Source organism: Alkalihalobacillus phoenicis (assembly GCF_047302405.1).
In the GTDB taxonomy this organism is placed as follows: Bacteria; Bacillota; Bacilli; order Bacillales; family Bacillaceae_D; genus Alkalihalobacillus.
In genome coordinates this window covers 1,841,996-1,860,691 of record NZ_CP154853.1, presented here as the reverse complement: position 1 = coordinate 1,860,691, position 18,696 = coordinate 1,841,996, and the positions used below count along the sequence as shown (strand labels likewise).

At 37.5% G+C, this 18,696-nt stretch carries 16 protein-coding genes; 15 read left to right on the top strand and 1 reads right to left on the bottom strand.

What is annotated here, in order from left to right:
* Position 1: 1 nt before the first annotated feature.
* From cysI to AA0017_RS08760, 13 genes are all read left to right on the top strand, one after another.
* Entirely contained in the window at positions 2–1,717 is a 1,716-nt protein-coding gene (gene cysI / locus AA0017_RS08820) for an assimilatory sulfite reductase (NADPH) hemoprotein subunit (RefSeq protein ID WP_413381023.1), read from the top strand.
* 289 nt (positions 1,718–2,006) lie between these two features.
* On the top strand, positions 2,007–3,830 hold the full coding sequence (locus AA0017_RS08815) for a UbiD family decarboxylase (protein ID WP_413381021.1): 1,824 nt from the start codon (positions 2,007–2,009) through the stop codon (positions 3,828–3,830).
* 304 nt (positions 3,831–4,134) lie between these two features.
* Complete coding sequence (locus tag AA0017_RS08810; protein WP_413381019.1) at positions 4,135–5,094, top strand: sulfonate ABC transporter substrate-binding protein; 960 nt, start codon at positions 4,135–4,137, stop codon at positions 5,092–5,094.
* A gap of 15 nt (positions 5,095–5,109) precedes the next feature.
* Complete coding sequence (ssuD, locus tag AA0017_RS08805) at positions 5,110–6,225, top strand: FMNH2-dependent alkanesulfonate monooxygenase (protein WP_413381017.1); 1,116 nt, start codon at positions 5,110–5,112, stop codon at positions 6,223–6,225.
* Positions 6,226–6,267: 42 nt separating this feature from the next.
* The gene (locus tag AA0017_RS08800; RefSeq protein ID WP_413381015.1) at positions 6,268–7,032 is read left to right on the top strand and encodes an ABC transporter permease subunit; all 765 of its coding nucleotides are present in this window, start codon (positions 6,268–6,270) and stop codon (positions 7,030–7,032) included.
* A 13-nt stretch (positions 7,033–7,045) separates the two neighbouring features.
* Positions 7,046–7,807, top strand: coding sequence for an ABC transporter ATP-binding protein (locus AA0017_RS08795; RefSeq protein WP_413381013.1), 762 nt, complete (start codon positions 7,046–7,048; stop codon positions 7,805–7,807).
* 226 nt (positions 7,808–8,033) lie between these two features.
* Positions 8,034–8,573 (top strand): DUF4367 domain-containing protein, encoded by a 540-nt coding sequence (locus AA0017_RS08790; protein WP_413381011.1) that lies wholly within the window; start codon positions 8,034–8,036, stop codon positions 8,571–8,573.
* Positions 8,574–8,646: 73 nt separating this feature from the next.
* Complete coding sequence (locus AA0017_RS08785; protein WP_413381009.1) at positions 8,647–9,564, top strand: phosphotransferase; 918 nt, start codon at positions 8,647–8,649, stop codon at positions 9,562–9,564.
* 239 nt (positions 9,565–9,803) lie between these two features.
* Positions 9,804–10,304, top strand: a complete 501-nt coding sequence (locus AA0017_RS08780; RefSeq protein WP_413381007.1) for a flavin reductase family protein — start codon at positions 9,804–9,806, stop codon at positions 10,302–10,304.
* 1,174 nt (positions 10,305–11,478) lie between these two features.
* Positions 11,479–12,786, top strand: a complete 1,308-nt coding sequence (locus AA0017_RS08775) for a YheC/YheD family protein (protein WP_413381005.1) — start codon at positions 11,479–11,481, stop codon at positions 12,784–12,786.
* Between the two features lies 1 nt (position 12,787).
* On the top strand, positions 12,788–13,531 hold the full coding sequence (locus AA0017_RS08770) for an aspartate/glutamate racemase family protein (protein ID WP_413381003.1): 744 nt from the start codon (positions 12,788–12,790) through the stop codon (positions 13,529–13,531).
* A complete protein-coding gene (locus AA0017_RS08765; protein ID WP_413381001.1) occupies positions 13,521–14,840 on the top strand; it encodes a YheC/YheD family protein in 1,320 nt (439 codons plus the stop codon). Before AA0017_RS08770 ends, AA0017_RS08765 begins: the two co-directional genes overlap by 11 nt.
* Positions 14,841–14,863: 23 nt before the next feature.
* Positions 14,864–16,177: a YheC/YheD family protein gene (locus AA0017_RS08760; protein WP_413380999.1), complete on the top strand. Its 1,314-nt coding sequence runs from the start codon at positions 14,864–14,866 to the stop codon at positions 16,175–16,177.
* 107 nt (positions 16,178–16,284) lie between these two features.
* Here the strand turns inward: AA0017_RS08760 and AA0017_RS08755 are convergent, their stop codons facing one another.
* On the bottom strand, positions 16,285–17,109 hold the full coding sequence (locus AA0017_RS08755; RefSeq protein WP_413380997.1) for an aldo/keto reductase: 825 nt from the start codon (positions 17,107–17,109) through the stop codon (positions 16,285–16,287).
* Positions 17,110–17,273: 164 nt separating this feature from the next.
* Between AA0017_RS08755 and AA0017_RS08750 the strand changes: the two genes are divergently transcribed.
* Together AA0017_RS08750 and AA0017_RS08745 are read left to right on the top strand one after the other, a co-directional pair.
* Positions 17,274–17,954 (top strand): NAD(P)H-binding protein, encoded by a 681-nt coding sequence (locus AA0017_RS08750; RefSeq protein ID WP_413380995.1) that lies wholly within the window; start codon positions 17,274–17,276, stop codon positions 17,952–17,954.
* 81 nt (positions 17,955–18,035) lie between these two features.
* Positions 18,036–18,620 carry a DUF1541 domain-containing protein gene (locus tag AA0017_RS08745; protein ID WP_413380993.1) on the top strand — a complete coding sequence of 195 codons (585 nt, stop codon included), beginning with the start codon at positions 18,036–18,038 and terminating at the stop codon, positions 18,618–18,620.
* Positions 18,621–18,696 lie beyond the last annotated feature (76 nt).

Below are 18,696 nucleotides of genomic sequence, written 5' to 3'. Positions count from 1 at the left end.
CATGACGAACAAAATTTTAAAAGCACCAGAAGGACCTCCGAGTGATGTTGAACGTATAAAAGATGAAAGCAATTATTTACGTGGAACGTTAGCGGAATCTATGGAAGAACCAATTAGTTCAGGAATTTCCGATGATGATAATCGTTTAATGAAGTTTCATGGGAGTTATCTTCAAGATGATCGTGATTTAAGGAACGAACGAAATAAACAAAAACTGGAGCCAGCCTTTCAATTTATGCTCCGTGTTCGGACACCTGGTGGAGTTTCAACACCAGAACAATGGTTGGTCATGGATGAGTTGGCCGGGAAGTATGGGAATCAAACTCTAAAGCTAACGACTCGCCAAGCGTTCCAAATGCATGGGATTTTAAAATGGAATATGAAACAGACGATTCAAGATATTTATGCGTCAAAATTGGATACAATCGCTGCATGTGGTGATGTAAACCGTAATGTTATGGCTAACCCAAATCCTTATCAATCAGAGGTTCATGGTGAGGTGTTTGAATGGTCACAGCGACTAAGTGATCATCTATTGCCGAAAACGCGAGCTTACTATGAACTGTGGTTAGATGAAGAAAAAGTCGCAGGTACTCCTGAAACAGAAGAACCAATGTATGGAAAGCATTATTTACCACGTAAGTTTAAAATCGGGATTGCTGTTCCACCTTCGAACGATATTGATGTCTTCTCACAAGATATTGGTTATATTGCCATTGTTGAAGAAGGAAAGCTTGTTGGTTTTAACGTTACGATTGGTGGAGGTATGGGAATGACTCACGGTGATACAGCGACTTACCCGCAACTTGGGAAAGTGATTGGTTTTGTAAAACCGGAGCAAATCCTTGATATTGCTGAAAAAATCATTACGATTCAACGTGATTATGGAAATCGTTCCGAACGAAAATATGCTCGTTTTAAATACACCGTTGATCGTCTTGGTTTAGACGCGGTTGTCAAAGAACTTGAAAATCGTCTCGGTTGGTCATTAGAAGAAGCGAAGCCTTTCCATTTTGAAAGTAATGGAGACAGATATGGTTGGGTAAAAGGAGTCAAAGGCAGATGGCACTTCACTTTATTTGTTGAAGGTGGTCGGATCGTTGATGAAGAAAACTATCCATTAATGACGGGTTTAAGAGAAATCGCGAAAATCCATACCGGTGATTTTCGTTTAACAGGTAATCAAAATCTCGTAATCGCCAATGTGACAAGTCAGAAAAAGAAAAAAATCAATGAATTAATTGAGAAATATAAGTTAACAGATGGAAAGCATTATTCGGCTTTACGTCGTAGCTCGCTTGCCTGTGTGGCGCTACCTACCTGTGGACTAGCGATGGCAGAGGCTGAGCGTTATTTGCCATCCTTTATTGGTAAAGTGGAAGAGATTGTTAATCAAAATGGCTTACGTGATAAAGAAATTACGATCCGTATGACCGGGTGTCCCAACAGCTGTGCCAGACCTGCTTTAGCGGAGATTGGTTTTATTGGAAAGGGTCCAGGCAAATACAATATGTATCTTGGAGCCGCATTTGATGGCAGCCGGTTGAGCAAAATGTATCGTGAAAATATAGGGGAAGCCGAGATTATTTCCATTTTAAATGAGCTTTTGCCTCGTTATGCTAAAGAACGTGAAGAAGGCGAGCATTTTGGGAATTTCTTGGTCCGAGTCGGTGTCATTCAGGCAACCACAGACGGAACAAACTTTCATAATCAGTAAATAAGTTTCGAGACCGATAAAGAGCTTTATGCTTTTTATCGGTTTTTGTAGTGGAAAGGATGAAAGTCATGAATGAATTCCTAGATTCAGACCTCAGCTGGTTAATTCAAAAACAATGCTGTTTTAACTTAATAACCGGGGTGACGGCTAACTTCAAAATTCCATTTCGATTCACTTCATCTTTCCTAAATAATGCAACTCTATGAACAAATAGGTTCTAGCGAGACAACGCTTTCGATTAAAGGTATAATTATGGCATAAGACTTTAGAATATAGGGGTTTTTGTCATATGTATGAGAGTTTAGAGGAATGTATTATAGATTTAGAAAAAGCGGGTCATTTAGTTCGAATTAAAGAAGAGGTAGACCCGAATTTGGAAATGGCGGCTCTTCATTTGCGAGTGTATGCAGAAGGGGGGCCAGCTCTTTATTTTGAAAAAGTAAAAGGTTCAAAGTATCCGGCTGTTTCCAATTTATTTGGAACCATTGAACGCAGTCAATTTATGTTTAGAAAAACAATTGAAAAAACACAAGCGGTAATTGCGGTACGAAACGATCCGATGAAGGTGTTAAAAAGTCCATTTAAACATGTCGGTTCAGGTTTTGCGGCAACGAACGCTTTGCCACAAAAGAAAAAAAGTTTACCAAGCACGTTTAAAGAAATTAATATTTCCGATTTACCACAAGTGAAATCATGGCCAGATGACGGTGGGGCTTTTGTGACATTACCACAAGTTTATTCGGAGGATCCGGAAAAACCAGGAATTATGAATGCGAATCTCGGAATGTATCGTGTGCAACTAAGTGGAAATGAATATGAGATCGATAAAGAGATAGGGCTACACTATCAAATTCATCGAGGAATTGGTGTCCATCAAGCAAAAGCCGTTAAAAAAGGCGAGCCATTAAAGGTAAGTATTTTTATCGGTGGTCACCCGTCCCATACCTTATCAGCGGTAATGCCGTTACCTGAGGGATTAAGTGAAATGACCTTCGCCGGTCTCCTTGCCGGACGTCGTTTCCGTTATAGTTATGAGGATGGCTATTGTGTTAGTCATGATGCTGATTTTGTGATTACCGGTGATATTTATCCAAATGATACAAAACCAGAAGGACCGTTTGGGGATCATTTAGGTTATTACAGTTTGGTCCATGAGTTTCCGGTGATGAAGGTTCATAAAGTATATGCGAAAGAAAAGGCAATTTGGCCATTTACAGTTGTTGGTCGTCCGCCACAAGAAGACACTTCCTTTGGGGAGTTGATTCATGAATTAACAGGAGGGGCGGTCAAAGCGGAAATCCCGGGAGTAAAAGAGGTGCATGCCGTTGATGCGGCTGGGGTCCACCCGCTCCTTTTGGCGATTGGGTATGAGCGTTACACACCGTTCCAAAAACTAGAACAGCCACAAGAAATCTTGACGATTGCGAATCGAATGCTTGGGACAAGTCATTTAAGTTTGGCCAAATATTTATTTATTGCCGCAGAAGAGGAGAAAGAGTTATCAACCCATCGAGAAGAAGAGTTTTTCTCTTATCTCTTAGAGCGGATTGATTTGCAAAGAGACATTCATTTTCAAACGAATACAACGATTGATACCCTTGATTATACGGGTACGGGCATTAATCAAGGAAGTAAGGTTATCTTTGCTGCAGCTGGTGATAAAAAACGTGATTTATGTCAAGAAGTTCCTCAAAGTTTAAAGGAGCATAAAACAATTCAAGCAGCTCGTTTTGTTCAACCGGGAGTTATGGCGATTAATAAGCCGAGGTTTGAAACGTATGAAAAAACACAAGAAGAAATGAAAGAGCTTGGAGAAGAGCTGGCACAGGTTGAAGATATTCAATCATGTCCGATGATTATTGTTTGTGACGATAGTGATTTTGTTAGTGCGAGCTTAAGTAATTTTTTATGGGCGACTTTTACAAGAAGCAACCCTGCGACCGATATTTATGGCGTGAATCCTACGTATGCTCATAAACATTGGGGGTGTGACAACCTTATTATTGATATTAGAAAAAAGCCACACCACGCCCCTCCATTAATTCCAGATGAAGAAGTTACAGCTAAGTTAGACCGATTTTATCAAAATGGAAAGTTAATAAATCAAAGTTAATCATTTAGATTTTTCCCATCAAGCCCTATTTGGCGAGATGGGATTTTTTTTAATTATAATATCGATTAAAACACCTGAATGGCCCAAATTAATAAAATTTTCTTAAAACATAGTTGACAGGTGTGTTTTGTTGGAATATCATATCAGTATGAGAAACGTCATGACGAGCGGACTACCGCAAGTCTCATGTGGATCGAAAACTTAAAAATAATGACAGTGTCTGATCGGATCACCGAAAGCACTTTTTCTTTCATTTGAGAGGAAAAGTGCTTTTTATTTTTTATCAAAAATGGGGGATTAAAGCATGGGAAGAATGTTAAGTAAAACAATGGTTATGAATCTGATGATTTTGATTGGATTAATCTTAATGGTTGGTTGTGGCTCATCTAATCAGTCAAGTAGTGAGCTAGATTCTGTTCAAATTGGTTATCAAAAATTTGGAACACTCAATATTTTAAAAGCGGAAGGGACTTTAGATGAGCGTTTAGCAGAAGAAGGAATAGAAGTGGAATGGAGTGAATTCCCCGCTGGGCCTCAATTGCTTGAAGCCTTAAACGTTGGCAGCATTGATTTTGGCCACACAGGTGAAGCTCCACCGATTTTCTCACAAGCTGCCGGAGCTCCGATTGCCTACATTGGGAATGGTCCAGGTTCACCACAAGGAGAAGCTGTACTCGTTCAAAAGGACTCTGACATCCAAGCAGTTGAACAATTAGCAGGAAAAAAAGTCGCTTTAAATCGTGGCTCAAATGTCCATTATTTATTAGTAAAAGTGCTAGAAGAAGCGGGTTTATCTTTGGATGATATTGAAGTCACTTATTTACCTCCTTCCGATGCGAGAATCGCTTTCGACAGAGGGGATGTCGATGCATGGGTGATATGGGATCCGTTTTTTGCCTCCGCTGAAGTCGAATTAGAAGCACGGGTTTTACGAGATGGGGAAGGATTGGTTGCAAATCGTGAATTCCTCCTGGCAGAACGTAGCTTTGCTGAAAATCATGATGAGATTATATCGATTATTTTAGAAGAGTTACAGAATGTAGAACGAAATGCAGAAAGTGATATTGAAGGAACGGCTGCTTTTTTAGAACCGGAAGTTAGTATTGATGCAGAAATATTGGAAATTGTTCTCGAGCGTAGAGGGTTTGGAATTGAGAGGATTACAGAGGAAGTACAAAAGGACCAGCAAGAGATTGGCGATACCTTTTATCAGCTTGATCTAATCCCAGTTGAGGTCTCGATTGATGAGGCCATTATTAAATAAGAGGAGGAAATGGAAATGAAAATATTATGGTTCTTACCGACACACGGGGATGGTCGTTATTTAGGTTCTACAAAGGGAGGTCGCCCCGTCACATATCCTTATTTAAAACAAGTAGCTCAGGCAGTAGATGAGTTAGGTTTTTACGGGGCACTTTTGCCTACAGGTGTTAGTTGTGAAGATTCGTGGGTGACGGCTTCATCCTTAATTTCAGTTACGGAACGAATGAAATTTTTAGTGGCTGTTAGGCCAGGGCTTATTTCTCCATCAGTAGCGGCAAGAATGGCAGCGACACTTGATCGCTTATCAGATGGTCGTTTATTGATTAATGTCGTGACAGGAGGAGACCCGGTTGAATTAGCGGGTGACGGATTACACTTGGAACATGGTGACAGATATAAAATGACGAATGAGTTTTTACAAGTGTGGAGAGAGTTGATGAGCGAGAAATCCGTGAATTTTACAGGAGATTATTATGATTTTAAAGATAGCTTTCTTGCCTTTCCACCAACACAAAAACCGTATCCACCATTATACATCGGCGGCTCATCTGATGCGGCGATTGACGTAACAGCCAAACATATAGACGTCTTTTTAACTTGGGGCGAGCCACCAGCTCAAGTGGCTGAAAAAATAGCCAAAGTAAAAGAAGTTGCGAAAAAAACGGGAAGAACGGTACGATTTGGGATTCGGTTACATGTCATCGTTCGTGAAACAGAGGAAGAAGCATGGAATGCGGCTGATGATTTAATTAAACATATTAGTGATGAAGATATTGCGGCGGCTCGAAAAGTGTTTGCCCGTTTTGATTCTGTCGGGCAAAAAAGAATGTCTACTTTAAATAAAGGAAGTAGAGGGTCACTCGAGGTGAGTCCGAATTTATGGGCTGGAGTCGGCCTCGTTCGAGGTGGCGCGGGTACGGCATTAGTAGGAAGTCCAGAAACAGTTGCCAAACGAATGAGGGAGTATGAGGATTTAGGCATTGAAACGTTTATTTTATCTGGGTACCCGCATTTAGAAGAGGCGTATCGAGTGGCAGAACTTTTATTTCCACTCTTAAAAGTCAACCATTCAGAAGAGAGTGAGAGTGAGAAACAATGGTTGAGTCCATTTGGTGGAATTGCGGCTAGGTAAAATGGAACGATTATTTTTAATAAAAAAGAAAGGTGAAGGAATATGAAATTCTTAATGAAAAAAACAGCACCGTGGGCTTTACCCATCTTTTTATTATTAACTTGGCAGCTTTTTGCGATAATGGAGTTGATTTCTTCAAGAGTTTTACCAGCCCCAACGGAAATAATAGCCGCGGGAATAAATTTGATTTCAAATGGGGCCATCTTTGAACATATATGGATAAGTTCACAACGAGCTTTTCTTGGTTTGTTAATAGGAGGTTCTATTGGCTTTATTTTCGGAGTCTTAAATGGGGTATCAAAACTATCAGAGACCGTCTTTGATTCGTCGATTCAAATGATTCGAAATGTGCCACATTTGGCCTTGATTCCACTTGTCATTTTATGGTTTGGAATAGGGGAAGAAGGAAAGGTGTTTTTAATTGCCCTCGGTGTGTTGTTCCCGATCTATTTAAATACGTTTCATGGGATTCGTTCTGTCGATCGGGAGTTGATTGAAATGGGCAAAAGTTATGGCTTATCCAAAAGGCAGCTCTTTTTTCAAATTATTTTACCAGGTGCTTTGCCGTCTGTATTAGTTGGTTTACGATACGGGCTTGGGATTATGTGGGTTACTCTAATTGTTGCTGAAACGATATCAGCTAATGCGGGAATTGGCTATTTAGCAATGGATGCACGTGAATTTATGCAATTAGATATCGTCGTCTTAAGTATTATTTTATATGCACTGTTAGGAAAATTATCGGATTGGATGGCAAAAGTATTGGAATATCGATTTCTAAAGTGGAATCCAAACTATCAAAAATAAGGAGGGGGCTCTGATGAGTAAAACAGAAAGCAAATCGTATATACAGTTAGAAGACGTCGGAAAATCCTTCGGTGACAAAGACGTGTTAAAAAAGATTGAACTATTTGTTGAGAAGGGAGAATTTGTTTCGATTGTCGGGAAAAGCGGTTGTGGAAAATCAACGTTATTAAAGCTTGTTGCTGGTCTTGATCGAGTTACAAAAGGTTCCATAAAAATTAATGACCATGAGGTGAAAGGAATCCCTGAAAATGTGCGAATGATTTTTCAAAATGGTCGACTACTTCCTTGGAAATCGGTTTTAGAAAACGTTGGATTAGGCTTGAAGGGGGAGTGGAAAGCAAAAGCAGAGCAAGCATTAGCCGATGTTCAACTTGAAGATCGTAAAAAGGAATGGCCATCCGTTTTATCAGGGGGCCAGCAACAACGTGTTTCCCTCGCCCGAGCGCTTGTTCATTCACCAGCGCTATTATTAATGGATGAACCTTTAGGGGCACTGGACGCTTTAACAAGGTTGGAAATGCAGCAGCTTGTCGAGCGGTTATGGCAGGAACAAGGGTTTACCGCTGTATTAGTCACGCATGATATTGAAGAAGCGGTCGTTTTATCGGATCGGGTCATTTTAATTGAAGATGGCCAAATTGTGCTAGAACAAAAAGTGAACTTATCAAGGCCGAGAAGTCGGACGAATACAACCTTTACGAAAACCGTCGAAACAATCTTAACACGTGTACTTGATTCAAAGAAAGAATTAGACTATCTTTCAAAAGCAAAATAAAAGAACGGTGTCTTACCTCTCATTGATATCTATTCAAAAAGGGGCTGAACCCTCAAAGGTCATTTTTATGACTTTGGGTCAGCTCCATTTCTTCATTATATTGGCGAATGTCGTTTAGAGGTCGAACATTCAAGGTAGCTTATTTACAATATTTAAAGACAAAATGAATAGAATTCTAATTTTCACAAAAACTCAACAAGAATAATTATATGAGGAGAGAGTTTTGATGTGGAAGGGACGTTATTTATTTTTTGTTTTGATTTGTCTATTTATTTTTAACCCTATTTTAGTGATGGCTCAAACAAATGTATCATTAAATACATTGAGGGAGCATGTAGGATTTCATTTCTTCACTCCTGAGCTAATTGAACAGGCATATTTGAAAGTAAACGAACCAAAACTTCTAGATTCGACTAAACCGATAACCTTTGTTCAATTGCATTATTTTAATCAAGAAACAGATCAATTATTTTTGACAGTGACACAACATAGAGCAAGAGGTCATTTAATCGTTAAGGAAAAAAGCAAGAACGATCAAATTGATGGTCATGAAAAAACGAAAAAAATAGTGGAGGAATTCAAATTTAATAAACATGAAGGTGTTGCCGTTAAAATTAACAAACAGGAAGGCCGTTTTATTCAGTGGGATGCTCAAGATTATCCAGGCGGCTTTTTGCGATGGGTTCAGAATGGCACTTTTATTGAATTAAAAAGTATGGTTTTAAATAAGGAACAGTTAATGGAGATTGCCCAAAATATGCGGTAACCGATTATGAAAGCCCCTATTTTCTAAATATTATGGTATTATTGGAGCTCGATGTGAAAAGGGGGACCTCTAATTGGACGGGAAAGAAATTTTGAAAGAATTTTTAATAGATGTAAAAGAAGAACCTCAAAGTATTTACTCATTTTCACCGGTATATAAAGTCGATGAAATGATCATTAAAAGAACACAATCTCCACTTGAAAAGTCGAAAAGGTTAATTCGTTACACCACGTATTTAAACCAACATGGGGTTCCAGTTGTGCTCCCTGTTTCGTTAAAGGTTGATAATCCACAACAAATTCAAGATGATTGTTATGTTGCTTACCCCTTTATTCAGGGGAACAAATATACGGCTTCAGAAAAGAACATTCGTCAAGCAGGAGAATTATTAGGGAAAATACACGCCCTTTCTCCAGCAAACAATCCCTATCAGTTGCCACATTATCATGTTTTTGATTTCTATAAACATGAAGTTGAAGAAAGTATTGTATCCATTCGTCAATTTACGAAACAATATCAAGCAAACATAGACACAGAACGTTTATATGAACATTTGTTAGAATCTGTACAATCACAAGAGGCTATAAAAGCAGCGAACATTCAATGGCTTTTGACTCCTCATGATTATAAGGCAAATAACTTAATCTATCAGAAACAACCTATTTTAATTGATCCAGACAACGCCATTTGGATCCCGAAATTATTTGATTTAGCATTATCCCTTTTACTCTTTCATAATGAACTTGATTCAGCACCAAATCGTGTGTTTACAAATGAAGAATGGCGATGGTTTTTGGAGGAGTATTATACATATTCGAGCATTAAAGAGGAAGAAAAGGAATGGTGGCTTGCCGCTTTAAATCATGTCTTTCTTGATGAGGTCATGTGGCTTTTGGCTGAAGTAGAGGAAGATTGGGAGCGGATAGAGCAACGTCAGTTATTTGAAAGTGTTGTAGAACTTATTTTAAATCCAACCGATTATCAGATTTAACGCGTTATGATGAAGGCCTATTTGCTTTTGCTTGAAACATGTTTTAGTACTAGACTTTACTAGCAATTAAGACTAGTTACTCGGAATGGACTCGTCATTAATCGAATTTTCATAATAAAGAAAGCAACGCTATATGCAAACAAGCTTAAAATATGCTATATTTACAATGAGTTTATATACATTTTTGTTTAAAAAGTAGCTGGTTAAGTTATCAAGTTATTTTTGGAGGGAGAATTTTTATGAGTGAAATAAGTAAAGTTGATTTATTTAAAGAGGTAATGGGGAATTATCCGACTGGTGTGACGGTTGTAACAACAACTACAGATGACGGAATTCCATTGGGATTAACGGTTAATTCCTTTGCATCGGTTTCAATTGACCCGCTCCTCATTTTATGGTCGATTGATAAACGGGTTTCATCGTATGATGTTTTTACAAATACAAATAAATTTGCTGTCCATGTCCTAGCGTCTGATCAAAGTGACGTCTGTCAATTATTTGCTTCACGTGTCGATGATCGCTTTGCAAATACAGAATGGAAAAAATCGGAGCATGGCTTGCCAGTTTTAAAAAATGTGGCCGGTGTTCTACAATGTGAAACTTATAAAACGGTTGAAGCAGGAGATCATATGATTTTAATTGGAAAAGTGATCGAGATTGAAAGTGAAAAGAAAGAGCCACTCCTTTATCATAAAAGAACATTTGGACCAATCCCTAATGAATTTTACAGTACAAAATAAAAAAGACAATGTAGTTTATATATAACCAGAGAAAAGACTATCTTACAAGGCCATTCAACCTATTGAGTGGTCTTTTTTTTAAATTAATAACTCAACTTTCGCATCGAGAAAATCCGTTCAACTAGTTGGCCGAGTAAAAGGGAAGCTCTTAAACAAATGCCCTTGACACGTTTGAAAAGCGAGAACGCACTATCACACCAAACGGATAAACTGCGCATCAAGAAAAAATATACAATGTACAATGCCCTCCGGCGGTCGCTCCCAAACAGACACTCCGCGTCCTGCAGGAACCTCATGAGCCTCCTCAGCACGTTTGCGGGGTCTCATTGGACGGTTTATTCCTGCGGGAGTCTCCGTGTCTGTTTGTCCGCTAGATAATGGAATCGAATCTAGGTTCGGTTTTCTCATTGAATAAAAAAATAGTCATGACTTCAACGTACATTAGCTTGAGAATGATTTTTCTCCTTCCATGACTCATTCCGTTACAGTTGTAAACAAATCAGTGTGGATGCTCTGTACATTAGCTAGATGATCGAGCTTGTTTATCCTGTCTTTTGATGACTACAGACTTAGGAAAAAATAGGTGGTAACTACCTATTTAGTTCCATAACCAACAAAGTGAAGAAAAAGGTCCTTCTGCGTTAAAAATAGCTGATTGAGAATGGCCATCTCATCAAGCATCTCCCCTACACTTAGCGGACAAAACCATACGGAGACTCCCGCGGGAATAAACCGTGGAGCGAGACCCCGCAGGTGTGCCGAGGAGGCTCGCAAGGTTCCCGCAGGACGCGGAGTATGGTTTTGGGAGCGACAGCCGGAGCTCTTAATTTTAGTGAACAGTTTCCTTCAACAGCCTACGAAGAGATGTGTTCAGACTGTCAACGATTGAACCGTCCATGTAAAGTCAATTTGAGTATGATATCGCCCTAAAATCAATCTCTATCAACGGTTAAGAGTCAATTATACGCTGCGAAAGTTGAGTTAATAAGTTATCTTACTAGAATTTTTGAAGAAAATAATAGACTATTTGTAGAAGCAGATGAAGGCGATTTGATAGATTTTCTGATTTTAGACGCCATTTACAGGCTTATACAATAGACAGGGAGCAAATTTATTCATAGCATATTTTTATATGAGTTTAGCAAAAGAGAAAAAAGGAGGGTAAAAAAAGACGATGAATACTTTTTCCATCATCTCAGATGAAACAACAAAAAACACAATGACTATGCATACGGCTGTGTATAAGGAATTGAGTAGTGGCGTTCAACAAAAAGGATATGTGCGCTTCGGTCTTCAAATAAAGGAATTGAATTTTAAGAGTATGGAAGAAATGAATCCACAGGAACTTCATTTATCAGCTAATATAATCAAACAGTTTAATCTTCCGGTAGGAGCTGATTTTGAAGTGAGAATTATTGATAATGAATGGCATATCGGACCTTATATAGGAATGTTAATTGCTAAGAAGGAAATCGCAATGGCCGAAAAATTAAAAAAGCTATCTTCATATGTTCATAATTATCAAATGATTAACGGGGCGATACTAGCCTTTTCATTAGAAGGTGTTTATTCAAACCACTTACAAATTAAAGGGTATATGTACAATCCGAAGTTAAAAGAATGGGTGAAGGGGATTTTTCCTTATCCTCAATCCATTCTAAAAAAAACAGCATTACCTCGAAAAATGAGAGAACATTTTCAAACCGTGTTAGGTTTTCGTATTTTTAACTCGAATACATTTAATAAATGGGAAATGCACAAATGTTTGTTCAATCACAAAGAAATTAAACCATATTTACCTGAAACAATCCTTTATAAAAATAAAAAGGATGTGTTGTCCTTTTTAGATGAGTATGAACAAATGTATATCAAACCTTTGTCAGGAAAAAAAGGAGTAGGAATTCAGAGGATTAAAAAAGAGGGAGAATATGCGTTATTCAATGATGGGCTTCAGGAAAACAAGATTCCTATTAATAGTCTAGCCGATGAGCTTAATCAATTACATCCGGGGCAATTTCTTTTGCAACAAGGTTTAGAGCTCAAACTCTTTGAGCAAAGTATCGTTGATTTTCGCTTGGTACTTATGAAAGATTACCATGGAAAGTGGAAAGATGTTGGCTTGATTGGGAGAAGAGGTGTGGCTGGAAAAATCACTAGTAACCGTTCAGGTGGAGGTCAAGTTGAGCGTGGAGAGGAGACCCTATCTGAAGTTTATCGGTTATCACACTCAGAAGTAACGAGCATTCGCCAACAGTTTTCAGAACTTGCACTCAAGATAGGAGAAGCCTTGGATAAAAGTGGAGTACATTTTGGGAGATTAGGAATTGATTTAGCCCTTGATCGCGAATTAAACTTATGGGTTATTGAAATTAACCATAAATCACCTAATGATTACACAGCCTTTTATGCAGGAGAGGAAGACCTTTTTTATGAAACTCGTTTATTAAATATGCTTTACTGCAAAAGGTTAGCAGGTTTTTAGTATGAATGAAACGATAGGTATTTTAGGAGGAATGGGACCACTTGCAACCGTTGATTTAGCAGAGAAAATCATCTTACAGACGAAGGTAAGTTGTGATCAAGACCATATTCCACTTCTTATTTACAATAACACGCAGATCCCATCAAGAGTAAACGCCATTATTAACCAACAAGAAAGTCCAGTTGTTGAATTAATTCAAACGGCTAAAGTGTTAGAAAAAGCAGGAGCCAGTTTTATCGTAATGCCCTGCCATACAGCTCATTATTGGTTCGATGACATTCAAAAAAACGTTCATGTCCCGATTCTAAATATGATTGAAAATACAGTCCATTCTGTTAAGGACACAATAAAGGCAGAGAAACAAATATTATTATTTGCGACTTCAGGTACTATAAAAGCTCAGCTTTATCAAAAGGCATTTCAAACAGAAGGTATACAGATTACCATTCCGACTAGGAAAGAGCAAAAAATTGTTGCTAGTGCGATTGATGAAGTAAAAGCTGGTTATATTGCCAACAATCATTACTTAAACGAGCTGAATAAAATGGTTCAAAAATATAAGCGAAAGGGAATTTCAGCCATTATCGGAGGATGTACAGAAATACCATTACTTTTTCCATATATTCAAAATCACCGAATAACAAAATATGATCCGACATTAATGCTAGCCAAAATGGCGGTAAAAAAAGCGATGCCAAAAAGACTCGATAAACCACTAAAAAGGAGGGATGATGTTGAACATTAAATGGAGAACAGTTGCTAAACAAGACACGATTTATCTCTCGACCTCCTTTTGTGAAAAATACAATATTAAAGAAAAAAGAATTCTCGTTCATTTCGGAGCATGGAAAAAAGAATTTAATATAAAAAAAGAAGAGGCGTTAGAAGAAAATACGATAGAACTATCCGTGCAGAAAAGCTCTCATTTAGATAGTCTTACCAAACTTCCTTTTGCAGTAAAAGTAGAAAAAAAGAATCTTTATATTGGACCAGTTGTCGCTTTTATCGCTTTTGAGTCACTTGAATCTATTAAGAAATCGAAGCTAACTCAATATGAGAAACGATTTAATCATGAGAAATTGGCTAATGGGTTGTTTTATATTTGTGCTCTTGATTCTTTTGAACCAATCACACAAACAGTAAATGGTTATTATTATGATCCAAATACAGTAGAAGAGAGTGGGCAGTGGAAACTTGGAAGATTTCCTTATCCAGCGGCTATTTTTAGAAGGAAAAAGCTTCCGAAGCCACTTTTTAATCATTTGCACACATATGTTGGTGACACTATCTTTAATACGTATCATTTTAATAAGTGGGAATTTTGGTATTGGTTAGCAGTCAATGAGAAAATAAAACATTACTTGCCTTATACAGAACGTTTAACCGACCCGCTTGCTCAAGTGAAAAGAATGCTAACGGAGTATGATTCCGTCTACATCAAGCCAATTCAAGGTTCATTAGGGAAAAAAATTGAAATGGTGAAAAAGCAAAATGAATGTTACCAATTTATCAATTCCAAAAAAACGATGACTCAAATAGAAGATGAAGGCGAGTTAAAGAGGTATTTACGAAAGTTTAGCAATCAAAAGTTTATCATTCAACAAGGAGTTCCGTTTATTTATGAAGAAAGAAACGTAGATTTTAGAGCGTATATGCAAAAAGGTGAAGACAAACGCTGGTCATGTTCTGGGATTATTGCTAAATTATCGAAAAAAGAGCAGATTGTCACAAATATTCAACAAAGTGATAAACGGATGTTAGGTGATGAAGCGATGGCGATGTTATTTCATTTAGGAGAAAAGGAAGCCCAACAACTTGTTCAAAAAGTGGAAGAAGCGTGTACGTTTATATGTGAACAACTTGATCGTTGTCAAAATGGCCATTATGGCGATCTTGCCCTTGATTTTATTATCGATAATAAGTTAAATATTTGGATTTTAGAATTAAACAAAAGTTACGGTTATGTTCTTTTACAACAAGAAGGCTTTGAAGAAATATATGAGAAGGTGATGACGACTCCTTTTCTTTACGCTAAGTCACTTGCTGGTTTTTAATCAAATGAAAGGAGATGAAAAAGATGTATATAAACTATATTCCGAGTAAAAATAGCGGAATAATATATATTACGGAGCAGATAAAAAATAAATATCAGATTCATTCGCAACGAATTTTAGTTCAATTTGGAAGTTGGGTAAAAGAAATGGTTGTCATGATGAGCAATGAATTGCCTGATGACACAATAGGCTTTTCAGAAGAAGTGATGAATGAAGTGACGATTCCGCAAGAATTGCCGTATGAGCTCCTTTATGAAGGGCGTCACTTACGAATTGGACCTGTTATTGCCTATATTGCACTTAATAGCGAAAAAAAAGTGACAGCAAAACGATTAAATTATTTTAAAAAAAGGTTTACCAATTATGATCAAATAAAGGGAGTCATTTTCTTATGTGCCCCGACCGATATTGATTTTACGACAAAAACGATAGAAGGTTATTATTATAATCCAAACGGAGAAAATAGACAGACTCGTTGGGTGAAAGGGACTTTTCCGTACCCTGACTCTGTTTACAAGTGGAGAAAACTTAAAGAAGAAACGTATGATGAGCTCATAACGACAATTGGCGATCGAATCTTTAATTCTTATCATTTTACGAAATGGGACTTGTATGAATGGGGTAGTACAGACAAAGAATTAAAAGATTATTTTCCTTATACTGAAAAATTAACGGAACCTGAACAAGTTAAACAGCAGTTAGAAAAATACGGTACGGTTTATTTAAAACCCTCTAATAGCTCAAGAGGACGAGGAATTATGATGGTTCAACAGCTGCAAGAGCAATATCAAGTTACCAATGTTGAAAACGAATCGAACGTTTTTTTTCATTGGGAGGATGTAAAAAAAGAAATGCAATCATTGTTACAAAAAGACTATGTGATTCAACAAAGTGTCTCAACGGATTTTGATGAACATCATTTAGACTTTAGAGCCTATTTGCAAAAAGATAGACACAGTAAATGGAATGTTCAAGGAATCATTGCTCGAATGGCTGAAAAAGGCAGCGTAACGACCAATCTTCAATATACAAAAAAAATAATGGAAGCGACAGATGCTTTGAGAGATATTTATCAAGTCAACGAAGAAAAAAATCAACTTTTATACAAAAATATGGAATCGCTTTGTATTAAATTATGTCAGTTATTAGATCGAGAGGTTGGCAATTATGGTGATTTAGCAGTGGACTTTATAGTCGACCATGAACACCAATTATGGTTTTTAGAAATTAATAAAATTTACAAATATAAAAGTTTATATCAATTAGAGAATGATGATTTATACAAAAAAATCATGCCAACCCCATTTGAATACGCTAAAACCTTAGCAGGGTTTTAGAACCTTGCATTGCTGAGGATTAGAGTACAAAAACAACATTATGATAGACGCCTCTCATAAAAAAGAGCAGCCAAAAGTTTCGAATCACTTTTGGCTGCTCTTTCGCTTTATCTTTTATTGTTTGTTTTTGGATCGGAACCACAACGCTCATTTTTATTTAATTGGTCAATTTGCTTCATTTCTTCATTTGTTAACTCAAAATCAAATACTTCAAAATTCTCTTTAATTCTTGAAGGGGTAACGGATTTAGGGATGACAATGAAGTTGTGTTGAAGATGCCAGCGTAAAATCACTTGTGCTGGTGATTTTTGATGAGCCTCGGCAATCTTTGTGATTTCCTCTAATTGTAATACTTCTCCACCTCTTTGTAGGGGGCTCCAAGATTCTAGATAAATATTATTTTCTTCACAAAAAGCTTTGAGCTCTTTTTGTGTTAATAATGGATGACATTCTACCTGATTTAAAACAGGTACTACTTCACATTCATCTAAAATTCGCTGTAAATGTTCAATTGCAAAATTACTAACTCCAATGGCACGAACTCGGCCATCTTTATAAAGTTTTTCTAATGCTTTATACGTCTCTACATACTCATCATATTGAGGAGTTGGCCAATGAATTAAATAGAGGTCCACATAATCTAAACCAAGTTTCTGTAAACTTAAATCAAACGCTCGTAATGTCTTCTCATACCCTTGGTCACCATTCCACACCTTTGTCGTAATAAATAACTGCTCACGAGGAACACCGCATTCTTTTATCGCTTTTCCGACACCTTCTTCATTTTGATAAACGGTTGCTGTATCAATAGAGCGATAGCCGACACGGATTGCTTCTTTTACCGCTAGTTCAGCTTGCTCATTTTCGACTTTAAACACCCCGAAGCCGAGCTGTGGCATTTGAACTCCATTGTTTAAGGTCACGATGTTCATGTCCGATTCATCCTCTCATTTTTCAAAATTTAGGTTGATCATGCTCATTATCCCATATTCTTTTTCAAGATAAAAACAATCTGCTCTTATGTTTTAGCTTCTTCGCCTAAAAAGTTTCAAATTTTTATGAAAAATAATAGAATAAAAGAAAGGAGTGAAGGACGTTGGACACAAAAAGGGCTCTAATAGTTGGTGCGAGTGGGTTAGTTGGTTCAGAACTTTTGCAAATTCTACTAAAAGGGGATCGTTATTCAGAAATTGTTGCTTTCGTACGAACCCCATTACCGATCAAACATCATAAATTAAAGGTAGTGACTGTTGATTTTGACAAGTTAGCCGATTATCAAAATGAAATGGACGTACAAGATGTGTACTGCTGCCTTGGTACGACGATAAAAAAAGCAAAATCACAAGAAAATATGTATAAAGTTGATGTTCACTATCCACTTACATTAGCTAAACTGGTGCAGGAGAAAGGGATTGACCATTTTATTTTAGTGAGTGCGATGAATGCTAATTCTAAATCAAAATTCTTCTATTCTCGAATAAAAGGAGAGTTGGAAGAACATCTAAAAGCTTTACCTTTACCGGCTTTATCTATCGTTCAACCATCATTACTTCTAGGAGAGCGAGAAGAATTCCGTTTTACTGAGAAAGTGGCTGATTGGGTGTTTAAAAGCCTTTCTTGGATGCTAAAAGATTCTACTAGAGCGAAATGGGGCATTGAAGCAAAAACGGTAGCCTACGTTATGTATCGCATTGCTCAACTAAAGACCAAAGGCACAAATGTTTATTCCGCACAGGATATGGCATCTATTGCTAAAAAAGTCCAAGTCTCGATTTAGCTCAGCCATTTTTTGAAACTTCATTTTTTCTGCACACTTTTTTTCTAAACTAGTTATAGTCAATCAAAGGAGTGGTAGAAGATGAAGCATATGAAAAAAATTATAAGTGCATTTGTATTGGTAATGGTGTTAACTGGGTGTGGAAGCACAACTGATGAAGTTGATTCCAATGATGGAGTAAATCACAATGGTCAAAATCATGAAGGGCATGACTCACATGAAGGTATGAATCACTCAAGTTCTGGTGAAGTACCAGAAGGTTTAAAAGAAAAGGCCGAGCCCACATTTGAAGTAGGTAGTAACGCCTTAATTGTTGATGGACATATGGAAGGGATGGAAGGAGCACTAGCCCAGATTGTCGGAGCATATGATACGTATGCTTATGCTATCTCTTATACACCTGAAAATGGCGGTGAACGTGTCGAAAATCATAAATGGATTATTCATGAAGAAATGGTTGATGCAGACGACGAGCCATTTGCTGTCGGAGAAAAAGTGCAAACAACAGCTGAGCATATGGCGGGGATGGAAGGAGCGACTGTTGAAATTGATTCAGTTGAACGAACAACGGTTTATATGGTTGACTTTACGTTGACAACAACAGGAGCTGAAGAGAAAAATCATAAATGGGTGACGGAAAGTGAATTGGGAGCTATAGAAGAATAGGGAACCGAATAGGTATGCTAAAAATCGAATCTTTTTTGGATTCGTTTTTTTGTTAGAGTCGGACTCGAAGGACTCA